This window comes from Azospirillum oryzae (assembly GCF_008364795.1).
In the GTDB taxonomy this organism is placed as follows: Bacteria; Pseudomonadota; Alphaproteobacteria; order Azospirillales; family Azospirillaceae; genus Azospirillum; species Azospirillum oryzae.
Map to the genome: position 1 here is coordinate 991071 of NZ_VTTM01000001.1, position 19836 is coordinate 1010906.

Sequence of the window (19836 nt, forward strand, 5' to 3'; positions counted from 1 at the left end):
GGCGGGCCCGAATGCTTCGGCCCAACCCTGCCCTTTTTGCCGACCTATTTTTATTTCACAGCAAAATCAGTCACTTATGGCATTCCTGCGCAGTTGGCACGGCGCTTGAAATAGTGGTGTCAGGAAAACGCACGTTGCCTCGCCGGTCAAATGACCAGGGGCGGGGACAGCCTCAGAAGGAGACTAGGACCATGGCCGGAAATGTGACCCTGACCGCCTCGATGCGCACCAACCTGCTGCAGCTGCAGAGCACGCAGTCGCAGATCGACAAGAAGCAGAACATCCTGTCGACGGGTAACAAGATCAATTCGGCTCTCGATGGTCCCACCTCCTTCTTCGCCGCCAAGGGTCTGAACCAGCGCGCCGGCGACCTGACGTCGCTGAAGGACGCGATGGGTCAGTCGATCAGCACCATCCAGGCGGCCGACAAGGGCCTGACCTCGATCGACTCGCTGGTCGACCAGGCCAAGGGCCTGACCACCGCCGCCTATGCGGCGCTCGGCAACGACGCCGCCTCCATCGCCACCCGCAAGTCGCTGGCCTCGCAGTTCAACACCCTGAAGGACCAGATCGACAAGCTGGCCGCCGACAGCGGCTATCAGGGCAAGAACCTGATCAACGGCAACGGCATGAGCATGGACAGCACCAGCGCGTCCCGTGCCGCCGTCAACACCATCGTCGGCGTCGACAACGCCCGCGTCACCAACGTCATCTCCGCCGACACCTATGCGATCCGCATCAAGGGCGACGGCTCGGTCGAAGGCAAGACCGCCGACATCTCCACCGCGGAGAACGCGCACGGCCTCGTCGGTCTGAAGCTGTCGGGCACGATGTCCAGCACGCTGGGCAGCTTCTCCGACGTCCAGATCGAAGTGCGCGGCGCCAACGGCCGCACCCGTGACTTCATCGTCAAGGACGGCGACGAGAGCCGCACGATCTCCTACTTCGACAACACCCAGACGATCGAAGCCAAACTGCAGACGGCGGCGACCTCGGGCGTGGCACAGGTGTCGACGGTGAACGTCAGCGGCACCATCGAGGAAGGCGACATCTTCACCATCACGGTGGAAGGCCAATCCTTCAGCTACACCGCCACCAGCGGCGACGTCTCCGTCGGCCAGAACGCCGCCGCCAACGTGGCGACCCGGCTGCAGGCCTCGATCACCAGCGCCATCGCCACCGGCGGCCGTCTGGCCGGCAAGGATGTCGCCACCGCCTCCGTCGGCTCCAGCGGCACCATCACCCTGACCGGCAACACCACGGCCGGCGTGGTGCGCGAGATGACGGTGACGACCAGCGCCACCAACGCGCTGACCAAGAAGATCTCCGAAAGCTTCGCGTCGGGCACGATCGTGTCCTTCACGGTCGACCGCCGCCTGCTGGAAGCGGCGAACAACCAGGGCAACGGCATCTCGACCATCGAGAAGAAGGTCGACCTGCAAATCCAGGTCACCAACTCCAACGGCGCCCAGGTCACCCGCGATGGCATGAACGGCCGCGGCGACGGCAAGCTGGACAACGGCGAGCAGTCCTTCACCTTCGACAGCGGCACGGTGCGCCTGAACGTCGATGCCAAGACCATCAAGCAGGCCGCCTCGGCGAACTGCTCGGCCAACATCGTCACCAAGCAGATCTCCGACGCCAACACGTCGAACGACATCACCGTCCAGTTGAACGAACGCAACACCAACTCGATCACGGTCAACGCGGTCAACCTGTCGACCAGCGGCCAGGGCCTGCAGATGGATGCGGCGCAGAACGGCTGGATGGACCGCGCCGACATCGACAAGGCGGTCGCCGGCCTGGATCATGCCAAGGCGACGATCCGCTCCGCTTCGCAGAACCTGTCGACCAACCTGAACATCATCACGACCCGCGAGAGCTTCACCAAGGAGTTCAGCGACGTGCTGACGGAAGGTGCCAGCAAGCTGACGCTGGCCGACCAGAACGAGGAAGGCGCGAGCCTGCTGATGCTGCAGACCCGGCAGCAGCTGGGCACCATCGCCCTCTCGCTGGCCAACCAGTCGCAGCAGTCGATCCTGCGCCTGTTCTGATCCGGAACGGCAGCCACGCACACGAAAAGGGGCGCCCCCGCTGGGGCGCCCCTTTCCATTTGTGGACTTCCCCAATCGGCTTGGCGCCGGTCAGCGCCGCCGCAGGGCCTCCGCGATCAACGCCCGGGCGTCGTCGGCCAGCGCGGCCCGGCCGTCGCCCCGCGTGTACATCATGTGGCCGCCGGGATGCACCGTCACCGAAACCCGGCCGCGTTCCCCCTCCGGCAGTTCCAGCCTGGACGCGACCCAGCGCGACGCCATGTAGGGCGTGATCAGGTCGGTGCGGCCATGAACGATCAGCACGCGCAGCGCCGGCTGCAGGGTCAATGCCGTCTGCAGCGCGTCGACGGCGCTCGGCACCGTCATGCGCGGCCATTCCCAGTTCCGGTTCACCCGGTCGCTGAGCAGCCGGTAAGGCTCGTCCGTCCGCACCCCGAGCGCGTCGTGGACATAGGCGGCGAAGGCCGTGGTATAGGTCGGGATCGTGCCCTTCAGGAAGGGGTCGAACGGCACGCGCGGCGCTCCCGGATCGGGGTCGGGCGCGGTGAAGGTGCCGTCATAGATGCTGAGGATCCGTTCCCGGTCGCGCAGAAGTTCGCGCGTGAAGACGCCCATCGGAACGCGTCCGCGCTGGCGCCGCACGGTTTCCACCGGCAGGCCGGTGATGCGCGCCACCTCGGTGAAGACGTCCTTTTCCGCGTCGAGCCGGCCGTAGTCGAGCCGGGCCAGTCCGCTCAGGTAAGGGCCGAGCGCGAAGCGTTCCGCCGTCTCGGCCGCTTGTTCCGGCGTGCCGGCCGTGCGCCCCAGCGCCGCGGCGGAGGCGGCCATCGACGGCAGCTTCAGGGCCGGGCCGAGGATGCCGTCCTCGTCGATGGCGGCGAAATCGACGACCGGCGAAACCAGGATCAGGCCGTTGACCGCAAGCCCGACCCGCTCGATCAGCTCGTCCGCCATCGTGGCGATGCGGAAGCCGCCATAGCTTTCTCCCGCCAGGAAGGTCGGCGACGACCAGCGGCCATTGCGGGTCAGCCACAGACGGACGATCTCCGCCATCGACCGCGCATCGCCCTCCACCGACCAGAAGCGCTTTTCCGCCTCGTCGGGCTTCAGCGCACGGCTGTAACCGGTGCCGACCGGATCGATGAAGACCAGATCGGTGAAGGCCAGCCAGCTGTCGGGATTGTCGACCAGCGATGCCGGCGGACGCGGCAGGGTTCCGTCCGGCCCGAAGGCGACGACCTTCGGACCGGCGGCGCCCAGATGCATATAGGCCGATGCCGCCCCCGGTCCGCCGTTGAAGACGAAGGTGACCGGACGCGGGTCCTCGGACGGATTCTTCGATTCGGCCGGTTCGGCGGTGTAGGACACCGTGAAGATGCGGGCCGCCAATTCCTCCTTAGCGCCGTCGCGAAGCGGCAGGAACTCGGCCGTCGCGCTATAGGCCAGCGCCCCGCCCGGCAGCGGCAGGCTGTGCCGGGTAACGCTGCGCTGGGGGTCGAAACCCTGGGGGCTGTCGGCTTTGCGGCCTTCGGATTTATGGCCCTCCGAATTCTGGTCGGCCGGCTTCGCCGCATCCGCCTTTTCCGCTTCGGCCGCGCCGCCTTCCGGCCGGTCCGCCGCAGCGGCGGCACCAGGGAGCAACGGCGGCATCAGCAGGGCCGGGAGCAGGGCCATCGCCAACAGACGTGACAGGCTGCGGGAGCGGGAAGGCGCGGACAGGAGCGGCATCTGGGAATCCAAGACAGTTTCTGCGGAGCGGTCTCCAGCCACCGCATATTGCGGCCCCGCCCGCGATCCGCAACCGGCCCCGATTCCCGTGCCATTTTCAGGACATATTTTTTCCGGCGCCGGCGCGGCGCCGGACTTGCCGGTTGCGCTGCGTGATACAAACTGATTAACCCGAAAAGGTAACATCTTCCGGGTTAGAGTTCTTTCATTGCCCATCCGGGCCAACTTTGACGGGATCCCGCCGACATGCTCTTACCACGGCATGCCACCATACGCGCACGGCTGTTCCTCGGCTTCGGCGCGGTGCTTGTGCTTCTGATCAGCCTGACCGTCATCGGGGTCCGCGAGGTGAGGAAGATCGATGCCGATCTCACCCGGATCAATGACGTGAACAGCGTCAAGCAGCGCTATGCCATCAATTTCCGCGGCAGCGTGCACGACCGCGCGATCGCGCTCCGCGACGTGGTGCTGACGAGCGATGCGACGACCCTGTCCGCCGTCCTGGCCGACATCGACCGGTTGGCCGCCTTCTATGACCAGGCCGCCAAGCCGCTCGACGCCATGTTCGCGACCATGACCGACATCGAGCCGGAAGAGCGGGCCATGCTCGCCGGCATCAAGGAGATCGAGGCGAAGACCCTGCCGGCGCTCAAGTCGGTCATCGCCGCGCGCAAGGCTGGTGACATGGCGGCGGCGCAAAAGGCCCTGATGCAGGACGCCCGTCCCGCCTTCACCGAATGGCTGAAGCGCATCAATGCATTCATCGACCTGCAGGAACACAAGAACCAGCAGATCGCCGCCCGCACCCGCACCGTCGCCAGCGGTTTCCAGACGCTGATGCTGTCGCTGTGCGCCGCCGCCCTGCTGCTGTCCGGCGCCTTCGGCCTGTGGACGGTGGCGGCCCTGCGCCCGCTGCGCCGGCTGACCGACGCGATGCTGATGCTGGCCAAGGGCGACCTGAGCGTCGCCGTGCCGCCATCCGAGGCCAAGGACGAGATCGGGCAGATCACCGGCGCCGTCGAGGTGTTCAAGGCCAACGCCGTGGAGGCCGACGCCTTCCGTCGCCGTCAGGCCGAGGTCGAGCGCGTCGCCGAGGAGCGCAAGCATGCCGAGATGGCGGCGCTGGCGGACCGGTTCGAAAGCGAGGTGAAGGGCGTGGTCGACAGCGTCGCCTCCTCCTCCACCGAGGTGCGGTCGCTGGCGCAGTCGCTGGCGACGACCGCCGACCATACCGAAACGCAGGCGACCACCGTCGCCGCCGCATCGGAACAGGCGTCGGTCAATGTCCAGACCGTGGCCGCCGCCGCCGAGGAACTGGCCGCCTCCATCGCCGAGATCGGCCGACAGATCGGCGAGAGCAGCCGCAAGGCAAAGCAGGCCTCCGATCAGGCCGATGGCACCAACCGCATCGTCGACGGCCTGTCGTCCAAGGCGAACCAGATCGGCGACGTGGTGAACCTCATCAGCTCCATCGCCGGGCAGACCAACCTGCTGGCACTGAACGCCACCATCGAGGCGGCGCGAGCCGGCGAGGCGGGCAAGGGCTTCGCGGTGGTCGCCAGCGAGGTGAAGAGCCTGGCCAACCAGACCGCCAAGGCGACCGGCGACATCTCGCAGCAGATCGCCGAGATCCAGACGGCGACCGCCGACGCGGTCCAGGCGATCCAGAGCATCGCCGCCACCATCGGCGAGGTGAACGTCATCGTCGGCACCATCGCCCAGGCGGTCGACGGCCAAAACGCCGCCACGATGGAGATCGCCCGCAACGTCCAGCAGGCGGCGGCCGGCACCAACGAGGTCTCCTCCTCGATCGGCGGCGTCCTGCAGGCGGCGTCGGAGACCGGAAGCGGCGCCAGCCGCCTGCTCTCTTCGTCCGGGGAGCTGTCGAAGCAGGCCGAACTGCTGCACGCGCAGGTCGACCGCTTCCTCGGCAGCGTGCGCGGCAAGGTCTGAGGCCGGCGCGGTCTGAAGCGTCCAGGATGGGGTGGGGCAAAAGGTAGCAAAGCCTGCGCTTGCCGGTTGCGGCCGGGGATACTAGGAAATCTTCGGTCGCCGCAGGTTCTGCGTGTGCCATCGGCCGGATGCACCCTTCGACCGCCGCCCCCCTTGACCGCTACTGGGCCCGTCATGATCGACAGCGAGAGCAACGACACCGTCGATTACGGCCGCCTCGTCTGGAGCGACGATCTGGTCCTGGGCGTCAACTCCATCGACGAGCAGCATCGCGAATGGATCGCGCTGGTCCAGGCCTTCGAAAGCGCCGTCACCGAAGGACGGCCGGCCGAGGAGATGCGCAGCACCCTGGCCGCCGCCGTCGCCTACACCGAGTCGCATTTCGCCGACGAGCAGCAGGTGATGGAGGAGGCGGGCTATCCCTTCCTCGACGACCATATCGGCCAGCACCAACTCGCCTGGGACCGGGTGCATGCCTTCGCCTCCGGTGAGGGGGCCGGCGAATTGGCCGAAGAGGAGATGCGGCGGAGCCTGGCCGAATTCCTGCCGCAGTGGCTGATGCTGCACATCAACACCGCCGACCGCCAATTCGCCCGCTGGCTGAAGGGCACCATGGCGCCCGGCACCGCCCACGGCATCGCGCCCGGCACTGCCCATGGGGGCCCGACCGGACCCGACGGCCGGGTGTTCGGCGACATTCCCGTCTGATTCCCACCCCGCATGGGCGGGATCCGGACCGCCTGCCGTTGCGATTCGCCGGAACCGCCGCTACACAGTGGGCATCCGCGCGAGCCATCCCGTTTTCCGGAGCGTTCTTCCATGTCGACCCTGCCCGATCAGGCCACCATCGCCGCCACCGCGGCCAAGATCCTGCTGGAGATCAAGGCGCTGCACTTCAACGCCGAGACGCCCTTCATCTTCACCTCGGGCTGGGCGAGCCCGGTCTACACCGACTGCCGCCGCATCGTCTCCTTCCCGCGCGCCCGCAAGGCGCTGATGGATTTCGCCGTCGCCACCATCGAGCGCGAGATCGGCTATGAGGCCATCGACGCGGTTGCAGGCGGCGAGACCGCCGGCATCCCCTTCGCCGCCTGGATCGCCGACCGGCTGGAACTGCCGATGCAGTATGTGCGCAAGAAGCCGAAGGGCTTCGGCCGCAATGCCCAGATCGAAGGCCTGCTGACCGAGGGTCAGCGCGTCCTGCTGGTCGAGGATCTGGCGACCGACGGCAAGAGCAAGGAGAACTTCGTCACCGCGCTGCGCAACGGCGGCGCGCAGGTGACCGACACCTTCGTGATCTTCCACTACGGCATCTTCCCGCAGTCGAAGGTCAACATGGACGCCATCGGCGTCCGTCTGCACGCGCTGTGCACCTGGTGGGACGTGCTGAAGGTCGCCCGTGACAACCGCTACTTCGACGAGAACACCCTGTCGGAGGTCGAGAAGTTCCTGAACGACCCGGTCGGCTGGTCGTCGGCCCACGGCGGCAAGTCGAGCATGTAATGCCAATGGGGGCGGTGCGTACCGCCCCCTTGACGCCGTTCCCTCAGCCGCGGCGGACGTAGAAGGCGTCGCCCCAGCTGTGATGGAAGGGGCTGATTTCCTCGACCCGCTCGAAGCCGTGGGGGAACAGCAGATCGTCGATGTCGGCGATCCGGCCGCAGCCCTGGTAAAGCTCGGCATAATTCACCTCCACCGCCACGGCGTCGAAACGCCCCAGCAGCGGCCCGCAGCCGGCCAGGATCATGCGCTCCGCGCCCTGGGTGTCGATGGCAAGCACATTGTAGCCGTCGGCATCGATACCGAACTCCGCCAGTATGTGGGGGAGCGGGGCCGCGTCGACCTCGATGGTTCCGGTCAGGGTGATGCCGGGATAGACGTCCAGATGCTCCTTCGGCGGCAGCAGAGAACTGGACTGGCTGCCGCTCATCCGGGAAAAGGGGAGCCGTCCGACCCGGTCCGACACCGCGCGATTGATGCAGACGACATCCGGATTGCCGACGAAGCGGGGGACCAAGCGGCCATAGGTGTCCGGATCAGCCTCGACAAAAAGGACCCGGCGGCAGCCGGCTTCGACATACTGGGGATACTCCTCGCCCTCGTGCGCGCCGATATGGACGATCCCGCGCGGGACGACGCCATACCGCGGAAACAGGTCGGAATAGCGGAACATCTTGCGGTCGAGGGTGAAAAGCCGCTGCACATGGCGCGGCGCGACCGCCAGATGGGTGCAGGCGTCGTCTTCCGCCGAAGGTTGCGTGCAATGCTGCAAGGTCCGGCCGTCGAAACGGAACATCGTATAGCGATGGCGCTGCAACAGGGCATAGAGCGCCGACAGGTCGCCGGCCGCCCCATCACCGTCCCCGTCGAACTGCACGAAATCGATGCGGCGAAGCCGCAGCATCTCTCCGGCGCTTTCCAACACCGGCAGTGCACCGCCAACGCGATGCAGCATCAGCCAATCGACATGCCGCAGGCCAAGCGTGGCGCACCAGTCGTCCACCGGACCGGGTGCATCCCCGGCGATGACGATCCGGTCTTCCGACTTCAGTCCGTCGGACCACTCCTCCGCTCCCTGCCCGGCGGCGAGCAGCGTGACGCGCCCCGTCAGGAAATTCTCCAGCAGGGTGTTCACCGGCGCAGCGCTCATGCTCGTCTCATCTCCAAATCATCGGTCTTCTTGCCGAAGTCATGGTCGGCCGGACACGGGAACGATCATAAGGTCCGCTGTCGGCGAAAATGACAAGCGGCCTCGCATGCTGCCCGCCGCCTCCCACCGAAGCTTCAGTGCGCAGCGGTGGCGGCTTCCTGGTCCGGCCGGGGTCGGTGGTTGAGCCGCACGCGGACGATTTCCCACCGCCCATGCGCCCCTGGGACACCGCCGTCGCAGGGGCGGCGGTCCAGCACGTCGAAGGAAAGCGTCGACAGCCCGTCGCCGGCCGGGATTTTCCCGGTGGACCAAAGCTCCTGAAAGACGCGGCGGTTGACGAGCGAGATCGGCGACGGCGCCGCATCCGGCGTGAAACCGTCATTGTCATGGTCGAGCGGCTGGAAACGGCCCTTGCGCCGGCCGGTGGGGATGCGGCGCGCCCGGATGCGCAGCGAGAAGTCGAAGTCCTCGTAGCCCCAGCCCCAGAACAGATTGGAATAACCGTCGACCTGCCGCATGACGCCGTTCGGCATCAGCAGCGCGCCGCCCATCGTGCTTTCCAGGTTGGTGGTCACCGTGCGATCCGAGCGTCCCGGCGCCACCGGCCGCTGCTCCGCCCCGAACCAGAGGATGGGGGTGGGGCAGTCGGCCCAGGAATAGTCGGCATCGACCGGCAGGTAATCGACGTCATGCAGACAGGTGTAGTCGCTTTGCCCTTCGCCCAGCAGGAAGCCCGCATTCTTCAACGCCCCCCGGTTGAAGGGAAGGCCGGCCTCCTGCTCCACGATGGTGACGCGATAGTCGATCCCCGGCACGAGCCGGTCGAAATAGGCGCTCACCCACGGAACGAATTGCCGCAGATGGTCCTCCCGATCCCGGTAGGGGACGACGATGTGGAGCCGCGCGTCCGCGCTGTCGCCGGTCGTCATGTCAGTCATTCCCTTCCTGTGCGGCGGATGGCAGACCGCTGCCTCCCTCGGCCGCGATTGCGATCGCGCGCGGCTGTCCGCCCGCAAGATGAATGTCCCACATCGCCCGATAGGCCGCCTCCAGATGACGGGTGAATCGTGGCGTATCGAACAGCGGGCAGCTCTGCCGATTGCGCACCAGCCGTTCCCGCAGGCCCCGGAGCCGTTGGGGCGAGCGGGCGAGATCGACCGCCGCCGCCTCATACGCCTCCTGCCCGTCGACGATCAGTTCCGGTAGCCCGGCGGCCCGCAGCAGGCTGGCCGCCACGCGCCCGGCAAAGGTCGTGCCGCGCCGCGTCAGCACCGGCAGCCCCGCCCAAAGCGCGTCGCTGGCCGTGGTGTGCGCGTTGTAGGGAAGCGTATCGAGAAACAGGTCCGCCAGCCGGTGGCGCGCCAGATGCTCGGCATGGGGTATCGGGCCGGCGAAGACGAGACGGCCGGGATCGAGACCGCGGGCCTCGCCCTCGCGGCGAAGGTTGGCCGCCACCTGTGGATTCCCGGCATAGAGCCACAGAACGCTGCCCGGCACCGCCGCGAGGATGCGCGCCCAGCCGTCGAACAAGGCGGGAGTCAGTTTGTAGGCGCTGTTGAAGCAGCAGAAGACGAATCCATCGGCCGGCAGCCCGCAGTCCGCGCGCGCCGGGGTGGTGGTGGCGATGGCACGGCGGCGGTCGTTGGGCTGGTAGCAATCCGGCAGCCGCACCACCCGCTCGGTGAAGAATGCCTCCTCGCCCTCCGCGATCACATCGGGGTCGGCGAGGATGTAATCGACATAGCCGGCCCCCAGCGTGCCCGGATAACCCAACCAGTTGACCTGCAGCGGAGCCGGACGGGCAGCCAGGATGGATGTCCGCGAGAAGGTGGTGAAGCCTGTCAGATCGACCAGAATGTCGATACCGTCCGACGCGATGACCTGCGCCGCATCGGTGTCGCCATGGCGGTACAGGTCGACGAACCGTTCGAGTCCCTGCTCGAACCGACGGCGCAGCGGGCTGCCGTCGTCGGCGCCGGTCGAATAGGCGGTGACGGCGAAACGGGACCGGTCATGCGTTTCCAGGGCATCCACCATCAGGTGGCCCATCGCATGTTCCCGGAAATCCGACGACAGATAGCCGATCCGCAGACGGCCATCCCGCGGAAGAGCAGCGGGACGGTGGACGGGAATGGTGCCGCGGGCCTTCGCCGCCGCCCAGCGGGTCGCGGCCGATTGCTGGTCGGCAAGGGTCGAGGCGCAGGACAGGACGTCGAACGGGGATACGCCCTCCCCCCCCTCCCGCACCCGTCGGAGAAGCAGCGCCTCCAGACCGTCCAGGTCACGCCAGTCGCAAAGCAGCCTCTGCTGGTGAACCAGCTGGCCCAGGGCGGCGCCATGGCCGGGAACCAGCCGCAGCACCCTCCGGCAGGCCACCACCGACACCGCGCTCCAGCCGCTCATCGCGGCGGCCATCGCCAGATCGGCACAGGCATCCGCATCGTCGGGAGCCACGGCGACGGCCTTGCGCAGGGCGGCGACCGCAAGATCGGGGCGGAATGCCTCCGCCAGAATACCGGCCAGCCGCCGCCATGCCTCGACGTTCAGCGGCTGCCGGGCGAGCAGGTTTCTCAGGATCGCCAGCGCGCCGTTGGACTCGCGCAGGATCGACAGGATCTGCGCCAGATTGATCTCCGCCGTCGGGAAATCGGGCTGCAGGTCCAAGGCCGCGCGATACCCGGCGACGGCCTCGCGCAGGCGGCCGAGTTCCCGCAGGGCGTTGGCGAGATTGTTGTGCGCGGCCGGATCGGACGGCTCCAACCGGACCGCGGCGGCGGCGGCGCGCCAGGCGTCCTCACGGAGGCGCATCGCATGTGCGGCATTGCCCAAAGCCAGCCAGTTCCGCGCACTCGACGGATCGAGCGCGACCGCGGGACGGCCGGCAGCGACCGCGTCGGCGGGCCGGCCGACGGCATGGAGCAGGCAGGTCAGGTCGTGCCTGATGTTCGCGTCGAGGGGCGCCAGCCCGATGGCCTTGCGAAAAGCCGCTTCCGCCTCCGCATCATGGCCAAGGTGATGGAGCGCCACGCCCAGCCTGGACAGCGCCGAGGCGTCGGCGGGGGAAAGCCGCGCCGCCTCCCGGTGCGCGGCCACCGCCTCCGCGAAGCGTCCGAGATCCTGCAGGGCGACGCCGAGATTGTTGTGGACCTCTCCCAGATGGGAATGGGTCGCCAGAACCTTGCGGTAATGGGGTTCCGCGTCCTGCGGCCGACCCTGGCTGTGCAGGGCCAGCGCCAGACCATAATGGGCGTCGACCGAATCGGGCGCGACCCGCAGCGCCGCCGCATAGACCGTCGCCGCCGCGTCCCAACGGGCCATGCCGGCCATCGCCGCACCGAAATCGAGATAGACCTCCGGATCCTTGGCGATGGCCAACGACTTCTGGAACAGAACGACCGCCTCGCGCGCCCGGCCCAGCCGCAACTCGACGACGCCAAGCCGGTGCAGGGTCTTCGGGTTCTGCGGCTCGGCCTGCAGGGCTTCGAGGTAACGGGCCCTCGCCTCCTCCGGTTTGCCGGCCTTTTCCGCCGCCATGGCGCGGATGAAGCTGGCCGATGGACTTTTGTCTGCCATAGCCACCCTCAGCCGCGCCAGCGCGTGTGTTCCAGGATGCGGGGGATCCCGGCCGGACGTCTGGCATCACCCCAGTTGGAAATGTCGGGCATCGTGGTCACGCCATAGCGGCGGCCGAGCAGGCTGAGGATGCTCTGATCGTGGCGATGGTCGCGGAACTCCGGATAATTCGGCAGGCCGCATTCGTTGGGGGCGTCGGTGATCAGCCGGGCGTCCTGGGCATAGCGCAGCCATCGGGACATGAAGTCCCTGCTTTCCGGCCCGCGCTCGCAGACGATGAAGCTGGCGAGGATCTGCGGCGCGTCGATGAAGGGCGGCCGGTCCAGCCCCATGAAGTGGAAACAGTCGCGCTTCGTCCAGACGCGGTTGCTGTGCTGATCCTCCAGCGTGAACAGCAGCACCGGCAGGTCGCGCCGCCGGCGGCAGAGTTCGATGACCGGATCGACGCTGTGGACGAAATGAGCGCCGCTGTCGCAGTAGAACAGCATGTCGCCGTCCTGCAGATGCTCCCGCAGCATGAGATCGATGAAATAGGGCTTCCACAGCCAATAACCGGCCCCGCGCGGCTGCTCCAGGATATGCCGGTTCCGTGCGGCGAAGGTGGCGTCGATGTGCTGCCGCCCCATCATGGCCACGCCGTCGAAGCCGCCGACGGCAAGGCCGGTCTGCGCATTGTGTTTCTGCGCCGTGGTGAAGGCCCCGTCGGCATAGTTCAGCAGCACCCGCTTCATCGTCCGTCCTCCCGCCGCTCAAAGTCGGCTTTCGATCCATTCGGTCAGACGGAAGGCGTCGAAATAGAAATCCTCCGCGCCGAGGAAGGGCGGCGTGCTGCGATAGCGGCGGTAAGTGTCGTAGTCGTCGTCGGCGGCCAGGATGGCGTCGACGGCCTCCTCGTCGGACGCGTAGCGCGACACGTCGATGAAGCTGCCGGCGGCGACATCGCGCAAGACCCCCGGATCGCCCCAGTAAAGCGGCACGGCGCCGGCCTGGAAGGCGTCCAGGATCTTTTCCGTCAGATAGCCGGGATGGCTCGCATTCTCGAAAGCAAAGGCGAAGCGGTAGCGGGAGAAGACCCGGATCTTCGGCAGCCAGCCCATCTTCACCACGCTGCCGGTGTTGTTCAGCAGCCAGCCGACCGACTCCACATGCCGCCGGGCGCAGAGCATCTGGAAGAAGTCGTTGCGCCGGGCGCAGTTGGGGTTCTTGTAGAGGAAGGCGCAGAATTTCCGCTTGGCCGCCTCCTCCCGCGTCGGCGGCACCGGCGGCAGGACGGGATGGCAGAAATGCGGAGTCGCCCCCTCGCGCCTGTGGTCCCAGGCATGCATGACGTAGAGCGGCAGGCGGTAATGCCGGGGATCGTCAGTGCGGTCGAACGACACCGACATGTCGACGCCGTCGAGCGGCGGTCGCACATTCTCGCCGGTGAAAAACATCGACCGGGCCGTCCGCGCCTCGCGGTGCCGGGTGCCGAACACCGACACGATGGCGAGATCGCAGTCGTTGTCGACCACCGATACGTCGAAGCGGGCGGACAGGATATCCACGAAGAAGTTCGCAGCCGGATCGAACTCCGGCCAGAAATCGAAGAAGGCGATCTTCAGCCGCGGCCTAAATCCGCGCCCGCCGCGGTCCGGCCCATGCAGAAGAAAACGGTCGAGACGCGCCGGATCCTGATGGGAAGACGCCAGAAATTCCGAAAGGAAATCGCTGGTCCGCTGATCGATCATGCCCAGGACGCTCCCGCACGCACTGCTTTCCGCGAGCGGCCCCTTGCCTCGGACAAGCTCGGCGGCCACACCGTAAGTTTGCCGCAGCCCGCTTGCCAGCGCTATTTTCGGAACCGTCTTGCGGCATTTGACCGGCGAAGCGGTTTCGCAGTTGCACAGGGCGCATGTGAGCGGTCCTTGACCGTACGGCCCGCGCCGCTAATATCCCGCGCCATGGACGTCTCTGTACGGATCCCGATGATGATGCGCGCACCGGCGCATCGCGCGCGAATTACCGGCCCGGCTCTCTGAGGAGGGCCGGGATCGAGACCTTATGTGCGTCGGGTGGCAGGAACCAGCCGCCCGATGGTGACGCCTTCCCCCAGGGATCCGATATGACCCGCGATTACAAATCGACCGTCTTCCTGCCGCGCACCGACTTCCCCATGCGCGGCGGCCTGCCGACCAAGGAGCCCGAGCTGCTGAAGCGCTGGGCCGAGATGGACCTGTTCGGCAAGCTCCGCACCGCCGCCAAGGGCCGGAAGAAGTTCGTGCTGCACGACGGCCCGCCCTATGCCAACGGCAACATCCACATCGGCCACGCCGTCAACAAGATCCTGAAGGACGTCATCGTCCGCTTCCGCCAGATGCAGGGCTTCGACGCCGACTATGTCCCCGGCTGGGACTGCCACGGCCTGCCCATCGAGTGGAAGATCGAGGAGAAGTACCGCAAGGCCGGCAAGAACAAGGATGACGTGCCGCTCATCCAGTTCCGCGCTGAATGCCGCCAGTTCGCCGAGGAGTGGGTCGGCATCCAGGCCGCCGAGTTCCGCCGTCTGGGCGTGGAAGGCGACTGGAAGCACCCCTACGCCACCATGACCTTCCCGGCCGAGGCGCAGATCGTCCGCGAGATCCACAAGTTTGCAGTGAACGGCGGCCTCTACAAGGGCTTCAAGCCGGTGATGTGGTCGGTGGTCGAGAAGACCGCGCTCGCCGACGCCGAGGTGGAATACCACGACCACACCTCCACCACCGTCTTCGCCCGCTTCCCCGTCTGGGGGTCGTCGGCGCCGGAGGTGGACGAGGCCAGCATCGTCATCTGGACGACCACCCCCTGGACCCTGCCGGCCAACCGCGCCATCGCCTATGGCGACGAGATCGAATACGCGACCTTCAAGGTGACCGCCGTCGCCGAAGGCAGCAAGGCCGTGGTCGGCGAGCGTCTGGTGCTCGCCACCGGCGTGGCCGAGGGCGTGCTGAAGGAGGCCGGCGTCACCGAGTGGAAGCAGTTGCACCGCTTCCCCGGCTCCCGCCTCGCCGGCACCTACTGCCGCCATCCGCTGAACGGCAAGGGCTACGACTTCAAGGTGCCGCTGCTGGCCGGCGACTTCGTCACCACCGACGCCGGTTCGGGCTTCGTCCACATTGCCCCCGGCCATGGCGAGGACGACTTCCGTCTGGGTCAGGCCAACGGCATCGAGGTGCCGCAGACGGTGGGCGAGGACGGGCGCTATTACGCCCATGTGCCGCTGTTCGCCGGGCTGGCCGTCTACACCGACCAGGGCAAGCCCGGTCCGGCGAACAAGGCGGTGCTGGAAGCGTTCGAGGAAGCCGGGTCGCTGCTCGCCAGCAACCGGATCAAGCACAGCTATCCGCACAGCTGGCGCTCCAAGGCGCCGCTGATCTTCCGCACCACGCCGCAGTGGTTCATCTCGATGGAGACGAACGATCTGCGCAAGGTGGCGCTGCAGGCGATCTCCGACACCCGCTGGGTCCCGACGCAGGGCGAGAACCGCATCCGCTCGATGATCGAGAGCCGCCCCGACTGGTGCATCAGCCGCCAGCGCGCCTGGGGCGTGCCGATCGCGCTGTTCGTCCGCAAGTCGACCGGCGAGATCCTGCGCGACGAGGCGGTGTTCGCCCGCATCGCCGACATCTTCCAGCAGGAGGGTGCCGACGCCTGGTTCGCCCGCGACCCGCAGGACTTCCTCGGCAACGCCTACTCCGCCGACGAGTTCGAGCAGGTCCGGGACATCGTCGACGTCTGGTTCGAGTCGGGCTCCTCGCACGCCTTCGTGCTGGAGCAGCGGCTGGAGGAGCTGGCCTGGCCGGCCGACCTCTATCTGGAAGGCTCCGACCAGCATCGCGGCTGGTTCCACTCCTCGCTGCTGGAAAGCTGCGGCACGCGCGGCCGGGCGCCCTACAACGCGGTGCTGACCCACGGCTTCGTGCTCGACGAGCAGGGCCGCAAGATGTCCAAGTCGCTGGGCAACGTGGTGGCCCCGCAGGAGGTCTGCGACCAGTATGGCGCCGACATCCTGCGCCTGTGGATCATCAACTCCGACTATTCGGAGGATCTCCGCATCGGCAAGGAGATCATCAAGACCCAGGCCGACCTGTACCGCCGCCTGCGCAACACGCTGCGTTACCTGCTGGGCGCGCTGGCCGATTACACCCCGGCCGAGCGGATCGACGCCGCCCAGATGCCGGAGCTGGAGCGCTGGGTCCTGCACCGCCTGTCGGAACTGGATGCGCTGGTCCGCGAGAAGGTCGAGGCCTACGACTTCCACGCCCTGTTCGTGGCGCTGCACAACTTCTGTGCGGTGGAACTGTCGGCCTTCTACTTCGATGTCCGCAAGGACAGCCTCTATTGCGACCCGGTCGATTCGGTGCGCCGCCGGTCGGTGCGGACGGTGATGGAGCATCTTTTCTCCACCCTGACCGCCTGGCTCGCCCCGATTCTCTGCTTCACCGCCGAGGAAGCTTGGCTGGCCCGTCCCGACGGTCTCAGCTGGACCGAGGAAAGCGTGCATCTGCGCGGCTTCCCGGAGGTCCCGGCGGAATGGCGCAACGACGCTCTCGCCGCGAAGTGGGAGTCGGTGCGCAACGTCCGCCGCGTCGTCACCGGCGCGCTGGAGCTTGAGCGCGCCAACAAGACCATCGGCTCGTCGCTGCAGGCCGACCCGACGGTCTACGTCGACTCGGCGACCAAGGCCCTGTTGGCCGACGTGGATTTCCAGGACGTCTGTATCACCTCCGCCATCGAAGTGACGGACGCCGCGGCCCCGGAGGGTGCCTTCACCCTGCCCGACATCCCCGGCATCGCCGTCGCCCCGGCGCTGGCCGAAGGCGAAAAGTGCGAGCGCTGCTGGAAGGTCCTGGAGGAAGTCGGCACGGTCGCCGACCACCCGACGCTGTGCATCCGCTGCTCCGACGCGGTGGCATGAGGCCAGCCGTCACAATTGCGGTCCTATCCCCTCTCCCCCCCGCTTTCGCGCAAACTTCGTTTGCGCTGACGCGACAGGCAGACCTCCGGTCTGCCGAAAGCGGGGAGAGGGTTAGGATGAGGGGGTTCCGCCTGCCGGACGCCCCTCGCCGCGCATCCCCCTCACCCCGGCTCTCTCCCCAGAGGGGAGAGGAAAGATCTGTGGCCGCATGAACGCCTTCGTCGCCAACCAATCCCGCTCCTACTGGCTGTTCGGGCTGATCGTCGCCGTGGTGGTGGTCGTGCTCGACCAGGGCAGCAAATGGTGGATCCTCGAACAGGTCATGCAGCCGGTGCCGCATGTCATCGAGGTGACGTCCTTCTTCAACCTCGTGCTGGTGTGGAACTACGGCGTCAGCTTCGGCACCTTCGCCGGCGGCGGGGCGCTGATGCCCTATATCCTCAGCGCCATCGCCGCGGTGATCGCCGTCTGCCTGGTCTTCTGGCTGCGGCAGGCCGAACGGCGGCTGATCGCGCTGGCGCTCGGCTTCATCATCGGCGGGGCGGTGGGCAATGTCGTCGACCGGCTGATGCACGGCGCGGTGGTCGACTTCCTCGATTTCCATCTCGCCGGCTGGCATTTCTGGGCCTTCAACGTGGCCGACAGCGGAATCAGCGTCGGCGTGGTGCTGCTGTTGATCGACGGACTGTTCGCGGGCCGCGAAAAGTCGTAAGAGTTCCGTCGCCGGTGGCGTTATAACCGCCGGCGAGCGCTGACCATGCGGTCCCGACCTTCGGGCCGGGTCGCTACGACGTGACAGACGACGGGATCTTCCGAACGTGACCAGCATCTCCTCCGCCCTCTCCTCCACCCGGAATCGGCTTCCCGTGGTGCGGCTTCCGCTCATCGGGCTGGCGCTTGCGGCGATGGCCCTCTCCGGCTGCTCGGATGTGCGCCGGTCCATCGGTCTCGACCGCCAGAGCCCCGACGAATTCGCCGTCGTTTCCCGCGCTCCGCTGACCCTGCCGCCCAGCATGCAGGACCTGCCGAAGCCGCGCCCCGGCGCCGCCCGCCCGCAGGACAGCACGCCGACCCAGACGGCGGCCGGTGCCGTGTTCGGTGGCGCCGCGCGCCGCACCGGCAAGGCGGCCGGCGAATCGACCGGCGAACGCTCGCTGGTCGCCCAGGCCTCGTCCCGCGACGGCATCGACCCGAACATCCGCGCCAAGGTCGATCAGGAAACCACCCAGCTGATCATCGCCGACAAGAGCTGGATCGATTCGCTGCTGTTCTGGCAGAAGCAGGAACAGCCCTACTCGCTGGTCGACCCGGCCAAGGAGCAGCAGCGCCTGCGCGAGGCCCAGGCCCAGGGCAAGTCGCTGGACGGTGCCGCCACCCCGACGATCGAGCGCAAGCGCAAGGCGCCGCTGGAAGGCCTGTTCTAAGCGACGGCCATTCGGACCGCTGTTTCAGCCTTGTCCAAGGCACGACATCACACCAGTTTCCGGGGGCGCCCTTCCCAACGAAGGGCGCCCTTTCGATTCGGACCTCCTGATCCGGGAGCCCTCATGCCTGCCGTCCTATCCGCCCGCCGCCTTGCCGCGGCTGGTCTCCTGGCCCTGACGATGACCGTCGCGGCCCCTCTGGCGCCGACGCCACTCGCCGCACTGTCCGCCCATGCGGCGGAAAAGGGGGTGTTCTTCCCCGAGAGCTTCAGCCTGTCCAACGGCATGCAGGTGGTGGTGATCCCCAACCATCGTGTGCCGGTCGTGACCCACATGGTCTGGTACAAGGTGGGCGCCGCCGACGAGGAACGCGGCCAATCCGGCATCGCGCACTTCCTGGAACACCTGATGTTCAAGGGAACGGACGTCATCCCGCCCGGCGAGTTCAGCCGGATCGTCGCCAAGAATGGCGGGCGCGACAACGCCTTCACCAGCTACGACTACACCGCCTATTACCAGAACGTCGCCCGCGACCGGCTGGAGATGGTGATGCGGATGGAGGCCGACCGCATGGCCAACCTGAAGCTGACCGACGCGGTGGTCTATCCCGAACGCGACGTCATCATCGAAGAGCGGCGCCAGCGCATCGAGAACGAACCGGCCGACCGGATCGGCGAGCAGATCAACGCCACCATGTTCGTCCATCACCCCTACGGCACCCCGGTGATCGGCTGGCCGCAGGAGATGTCGACCCTGACGCGGGAGATGGCGGAGCATTTCTACAAGACGTGGTACACGCCCAACAACGCCATCCTGGTGGTGTCCGGCGACGTCACGGCGGCGGAGCTGAAGCCGCTGGCGGAACGCTATTACGGCGCCATTCCGGCCCGCCCGGTGCCGGAGCGCAAGCGCGTGACCGAGCCGCCGCTCACCTCCTCCCGGCAGGTGGTTCTGCGTGACGAGGAGGTGCGGCAACCGTCGGTCCGTCGCATCTGGACAGCGCCGTCCTACCGCCTCGATCCCGACCATCAGGCTTACGCACTGCAGGTGCTGTCCGAGATCATGAGCGGCGGCACCACGTCGCGCCTCTACCGCAGTCTGGTGGTGGACCAGAAGCTCGCCACCTCGGCCTGGCTCGGCTACGGCCCGACCGCCTGGGACATGGCGACGCTCAGCGTCGGCGCCAGCCCGGCCGCCGGGGTGCCGATGGAGAAGCTCGAATCGGCGCTGTGGACGGAAATCGACAAGCTGATGAAGTCCGGCGTGACGGAGGAGGAGGTCGCCACCGCCCGCAAGCGCATGCTGGCCGCCGCGGCCTATGCCCGCGACAGCCTGACCGGGCCGGCCCAGACGCTGGGCGCGGCGCTCGCCACCGGCCAGAGCATCGACGACGTGGAAAGCTGGCCGGTGCGCATCGACGCCGTCACCGCCGATCAGGTCAACGCCGCCGCCCGCGCCGTGCTGAGCCAGACCAACCACGTCACCGGCCTGCTGCTGCCCCCGACCGGAAAGGACAGTTGA

Annotated in this window: 14 protein-coding genes; 8 read left to right on the top strand and 6 right to left on the bottom strand. The window is 67.4% G+C overall.

The genetic code is table 11. The features are described 5' to 3' along the window. Positions 1 to 191: 191 nt before the first annotated feature. The gene (locus FZ938_RS04765; protein WP_149197459.1) at positions 192 to 2054 is read left to right on the top strand and encodes a flagellin N-terminal helical domain-containing protein; all 1863 of its coding nucleotides are present in this window, start codon (positions 192 to 194) and stop codon (positions 2052 to 2054) included. 90 nt (positions 2055 to 2144) lie between these two features. On the opposite strand, the gene FZ938_RS04770 is transcribed toward FZ938_RS04765, so the two are convergent. Beyond that, positions 2145 to 3782: a S10 family peptidase gene (locus FZ938_RS04770; protein ID WP_149197460.1), complete on the bottom strand. Its 1638-nt coding sequence runs from the start codon at positions 3780 to 3782 to the stop codon at positions 2145 to 2147. Between the two features lie 246 nt (positions 3783 to 4028). Here FZ938_RS04770 and FZ938_RS04775 point away from each other — a divergent pair, with 246 nt between their 5' ends. The 3 genes from FZ938_RS04775 (at position 4029) to FZ938_RS04785 (ending at position 7238) form a co-directional block, all read left to right on the top strand. Continuing rightward, complete coding sequence (locus FZ938_RS04775) at positions 4029 to 5735, top strand: methyl-accepting chemotaxis protein (protein WP_149197461.1); 1707 nt, start codon at positions 4029 to 4031, stop codon at positions 5733 to 5735. A 174-nt stretch (positions 5736 to 5909) separates the two neighbouring features. Continuing rightward, complete coding sequence (locus tag FZ938_RS04780) at positions 5910 to 6443, top strand: bacteriohemerythrin (RefSeq protein WP_149197462.1); 534 nt, start codon at positions 5910 to 5912, stop codon at positions 6441 to 6443. Between the two features lie 111 nt (positions 6444 to 6554). After that, entirely contained in the window at positions 6555 to 7238 is a 684-nt protein-coding gene (locus tag FZ938_RS04785) for an orotate phosphoribosyltransferase (RefSeq protein ID WP_014247028.1), read from the top strand. Positions 7239 to 7281: 43 nt separating this feature from the next. Here FZ938_RS04785 and FZ938_RS04790 read toward each other — a convergent pair whose 3' ends face one another. The 5 genes from FZ938_RS04790 to FZ938_RS04810 form a co-directional block, all read right to left on the bottom strand. Then, positions 7282 to 8385, bottom strand: coding sequence for an FkbM family methyltransferase (locus FZ938_RS04790; RefSeq protein WP_149197463.1), 1104 nt, complete (start codon positions 8383 to 8385; stop codon positions 7282 to 7284). A gap of 134 nt (positions 8386 to 8519) precedes the next feature. Further along, complete coding sequence (locus tag FZ938_RS04795; RefSeq protein WP_246457522.1) at positions 8520 to 9323, bottom strand: galactosyltransferase-related protein; 804 nt, start codon at positions 9321 to 9323, stop codon at positions 8520 to 8522. Next, complete coding sequence (locus tag FZ938_RS04800; protein ID WP_149197464.1) at positions 9316 to 11958, bottom strand: tetratricopeptide repeat protein; 2643 nt, start codon at positions 11956 to 11958, stop codon at positions 9316 to 9318. The genes FZ938_RS04795 and FZ938_RS04800 overlap by 8 nt, the downstream gene beginning before the upstream one ends. A gap of 8 nt (positions 11959 to 11966) precedes the next feature. Then, the gene (locus tag FZ938_RS04805) at positions 11967 to 12689 is read right to left on the bottom strand and encodes a hypothetical protein (RefSeq protein WP_149197465.1); all 723 of its coding nucleotides are present in this window, start codon (positions 12687 to 12689) and stop codon (positions 11967 to 11969) included. An 18-nt stretch (positions 12690 to 12707) separates the two neighbouring features. After that, positions 12708 to 13685 (bottom strand): glycosyltransferase family 10 domain-containing protein, encoded by a 978-nt coding sequence (locus tag FZ938_RS04810; protein ID WP_149197466.1) that lies wholly within the window; start codon positions 13683 to 13685, stop codon positions 12708 to 12710. Between the two features lie 374 nt (positions 13686 to 14059). Here FZ938_RS04810 and ileS point away from each other — a divergent pair, with 374 nt between their 5' ends. The 4 genes from ileS (at position 14060) to FZ938_RS04835 (ending at position 19836) form a co-directional block, all read left to right on the top strand. After that, complete coding sequence (gene ileS, locus FZ938_RS04815) at positions 14060 to 16891, top strand: isoleucine--tRNA ligase (protein WP_149197467.1); 2832 nt, start codon at positions 14060 to 14062, stop codon at positions 16889 to 16891. 208 nt (positions 16892 to 17099) lie between these two features. Next, complete coding sequence (gene lspA / locus FZ938_RS04825) at positions 17100 to 17603, top strand: signal peptidase II (protein WP_149197468.1); 504 nt, start codon at positions 17100 to 17102, stop codon at positions 17601 to 17603. 106 nt (positions 17604 to 17709) lie between these two features. Continuing rightward, positions 17710 to 18315: a DUF3035 domain-containing protein gene (locus FZ938_RS04830; RefSeq protein WP_149197469.1), complete on the top strand. Its 606-nt coding sequence runs from the start codon at positions 17710 to 17712 to the stop codon at positions 18313 to 18315. A 123-nt stretch (positions 18316 to 18438) separates the two neighbouring features. After that, on the top strand, positions 18439 to 19836 hold the full coding sequence (locus tag FZ938_RS04835) for a M16 family metallopeptidase (protein WP_149197470.1): 1398 nt from the start codon (positions 18439 to 18441) through the stop codon (positions 19834 to 19836).

Bases quoted from the DNA above. Each gene is read 5' to 3' on its own strand.
- FZ938_RS04775 (WP_149197461.1), top strand. From the start codon at position 4,029: ATGCTCTTACCACGGCATGCCACCATACGCGCACGGCTGTTCCTCGGC.
- FZ938_RS04765 (WP_149197459.1), top strand. From the start codon at position 192: ATGGCCGGAAATGTGACCCTGACCGCCTCGATGCGCACCAACCTGCTG.
- FZ938_RS04795 (WP_246457522.1), bottom strand. From the start codon at position 9,323: ATGACTGACATGACGACCGGCGACAGCGCGGACGCGCGGCTCCACATC.
- FZ938_RS04800 (WP_149197464.1), bottom strand. From the start codon at position 11,958: ATGGCAGACAAAAGTCCATCGGCCAGCTTCATCCGCGCCATGGCGGCG.
- ileS (WP_149197467.1), top strand. From the start codon at position 14,060: ATGACCCGCGATTACAAATCGACCGTCTTCCTGCCGCGCACCGACTTC.
- FZ938_RS04785 (WP_014247028.1), top strand. From the start codon at position 6,555: ATGTCGACCCTGCCCGATCAGGCCACCATCGCCGCCACCGCGGCCAAG.
- FZ938_RS04805 (WP_149197465.1), bottom strand. From the start codon at position 12,689: ATGAAGCGGGTGCTGCTGAACTATGCCGACGGGGCCTTCACCACGGCG.
- FZ938_RS04835 (WP_149197470.1), top strand. From the start codon at position 18,439: ATGCCTGCCGTCCTATCCGCCCGCCGCCTTGCCGCGGCTGGTCTCCTG.
- FZ938_RS04790 (WP_149197463.1), bottom strand. From the start codon at position 8,385: ATGAGCGCTGCGCCGGTGAACACCCTGCTGGAGAATTTCCTGACGGGG.
- FZ938_RS04810 (WP_149197466.1), bottom strand. From the start codon at position 13,685: ATGATCGATCAGCGGACCAGCGATTTCCTTTCGGAATTTCTGGCGTCT.
- lspA (WP_149197468.1), top strand. From the start codon at position 17,100: ATGAACGCCTTCGTCGCCAACCAATCCCGCTCCTACTGGCTGTTCGGG.
- FZ938_RS04780 (WP_149197462.1), top strand. From the start codon at position 5,910: ATGATCGACAGCGAGAGCAACGACACCGTCGATTACGGCCGCCTCGTC.
- FZ938_RS04770 (WP_149197460.1), bottom strand. From the start codon at position 3,782: ATGCCGCTCCTGTCCGCGCCTTCCCGCTCCCGCAGCCTGTCACGTCTG.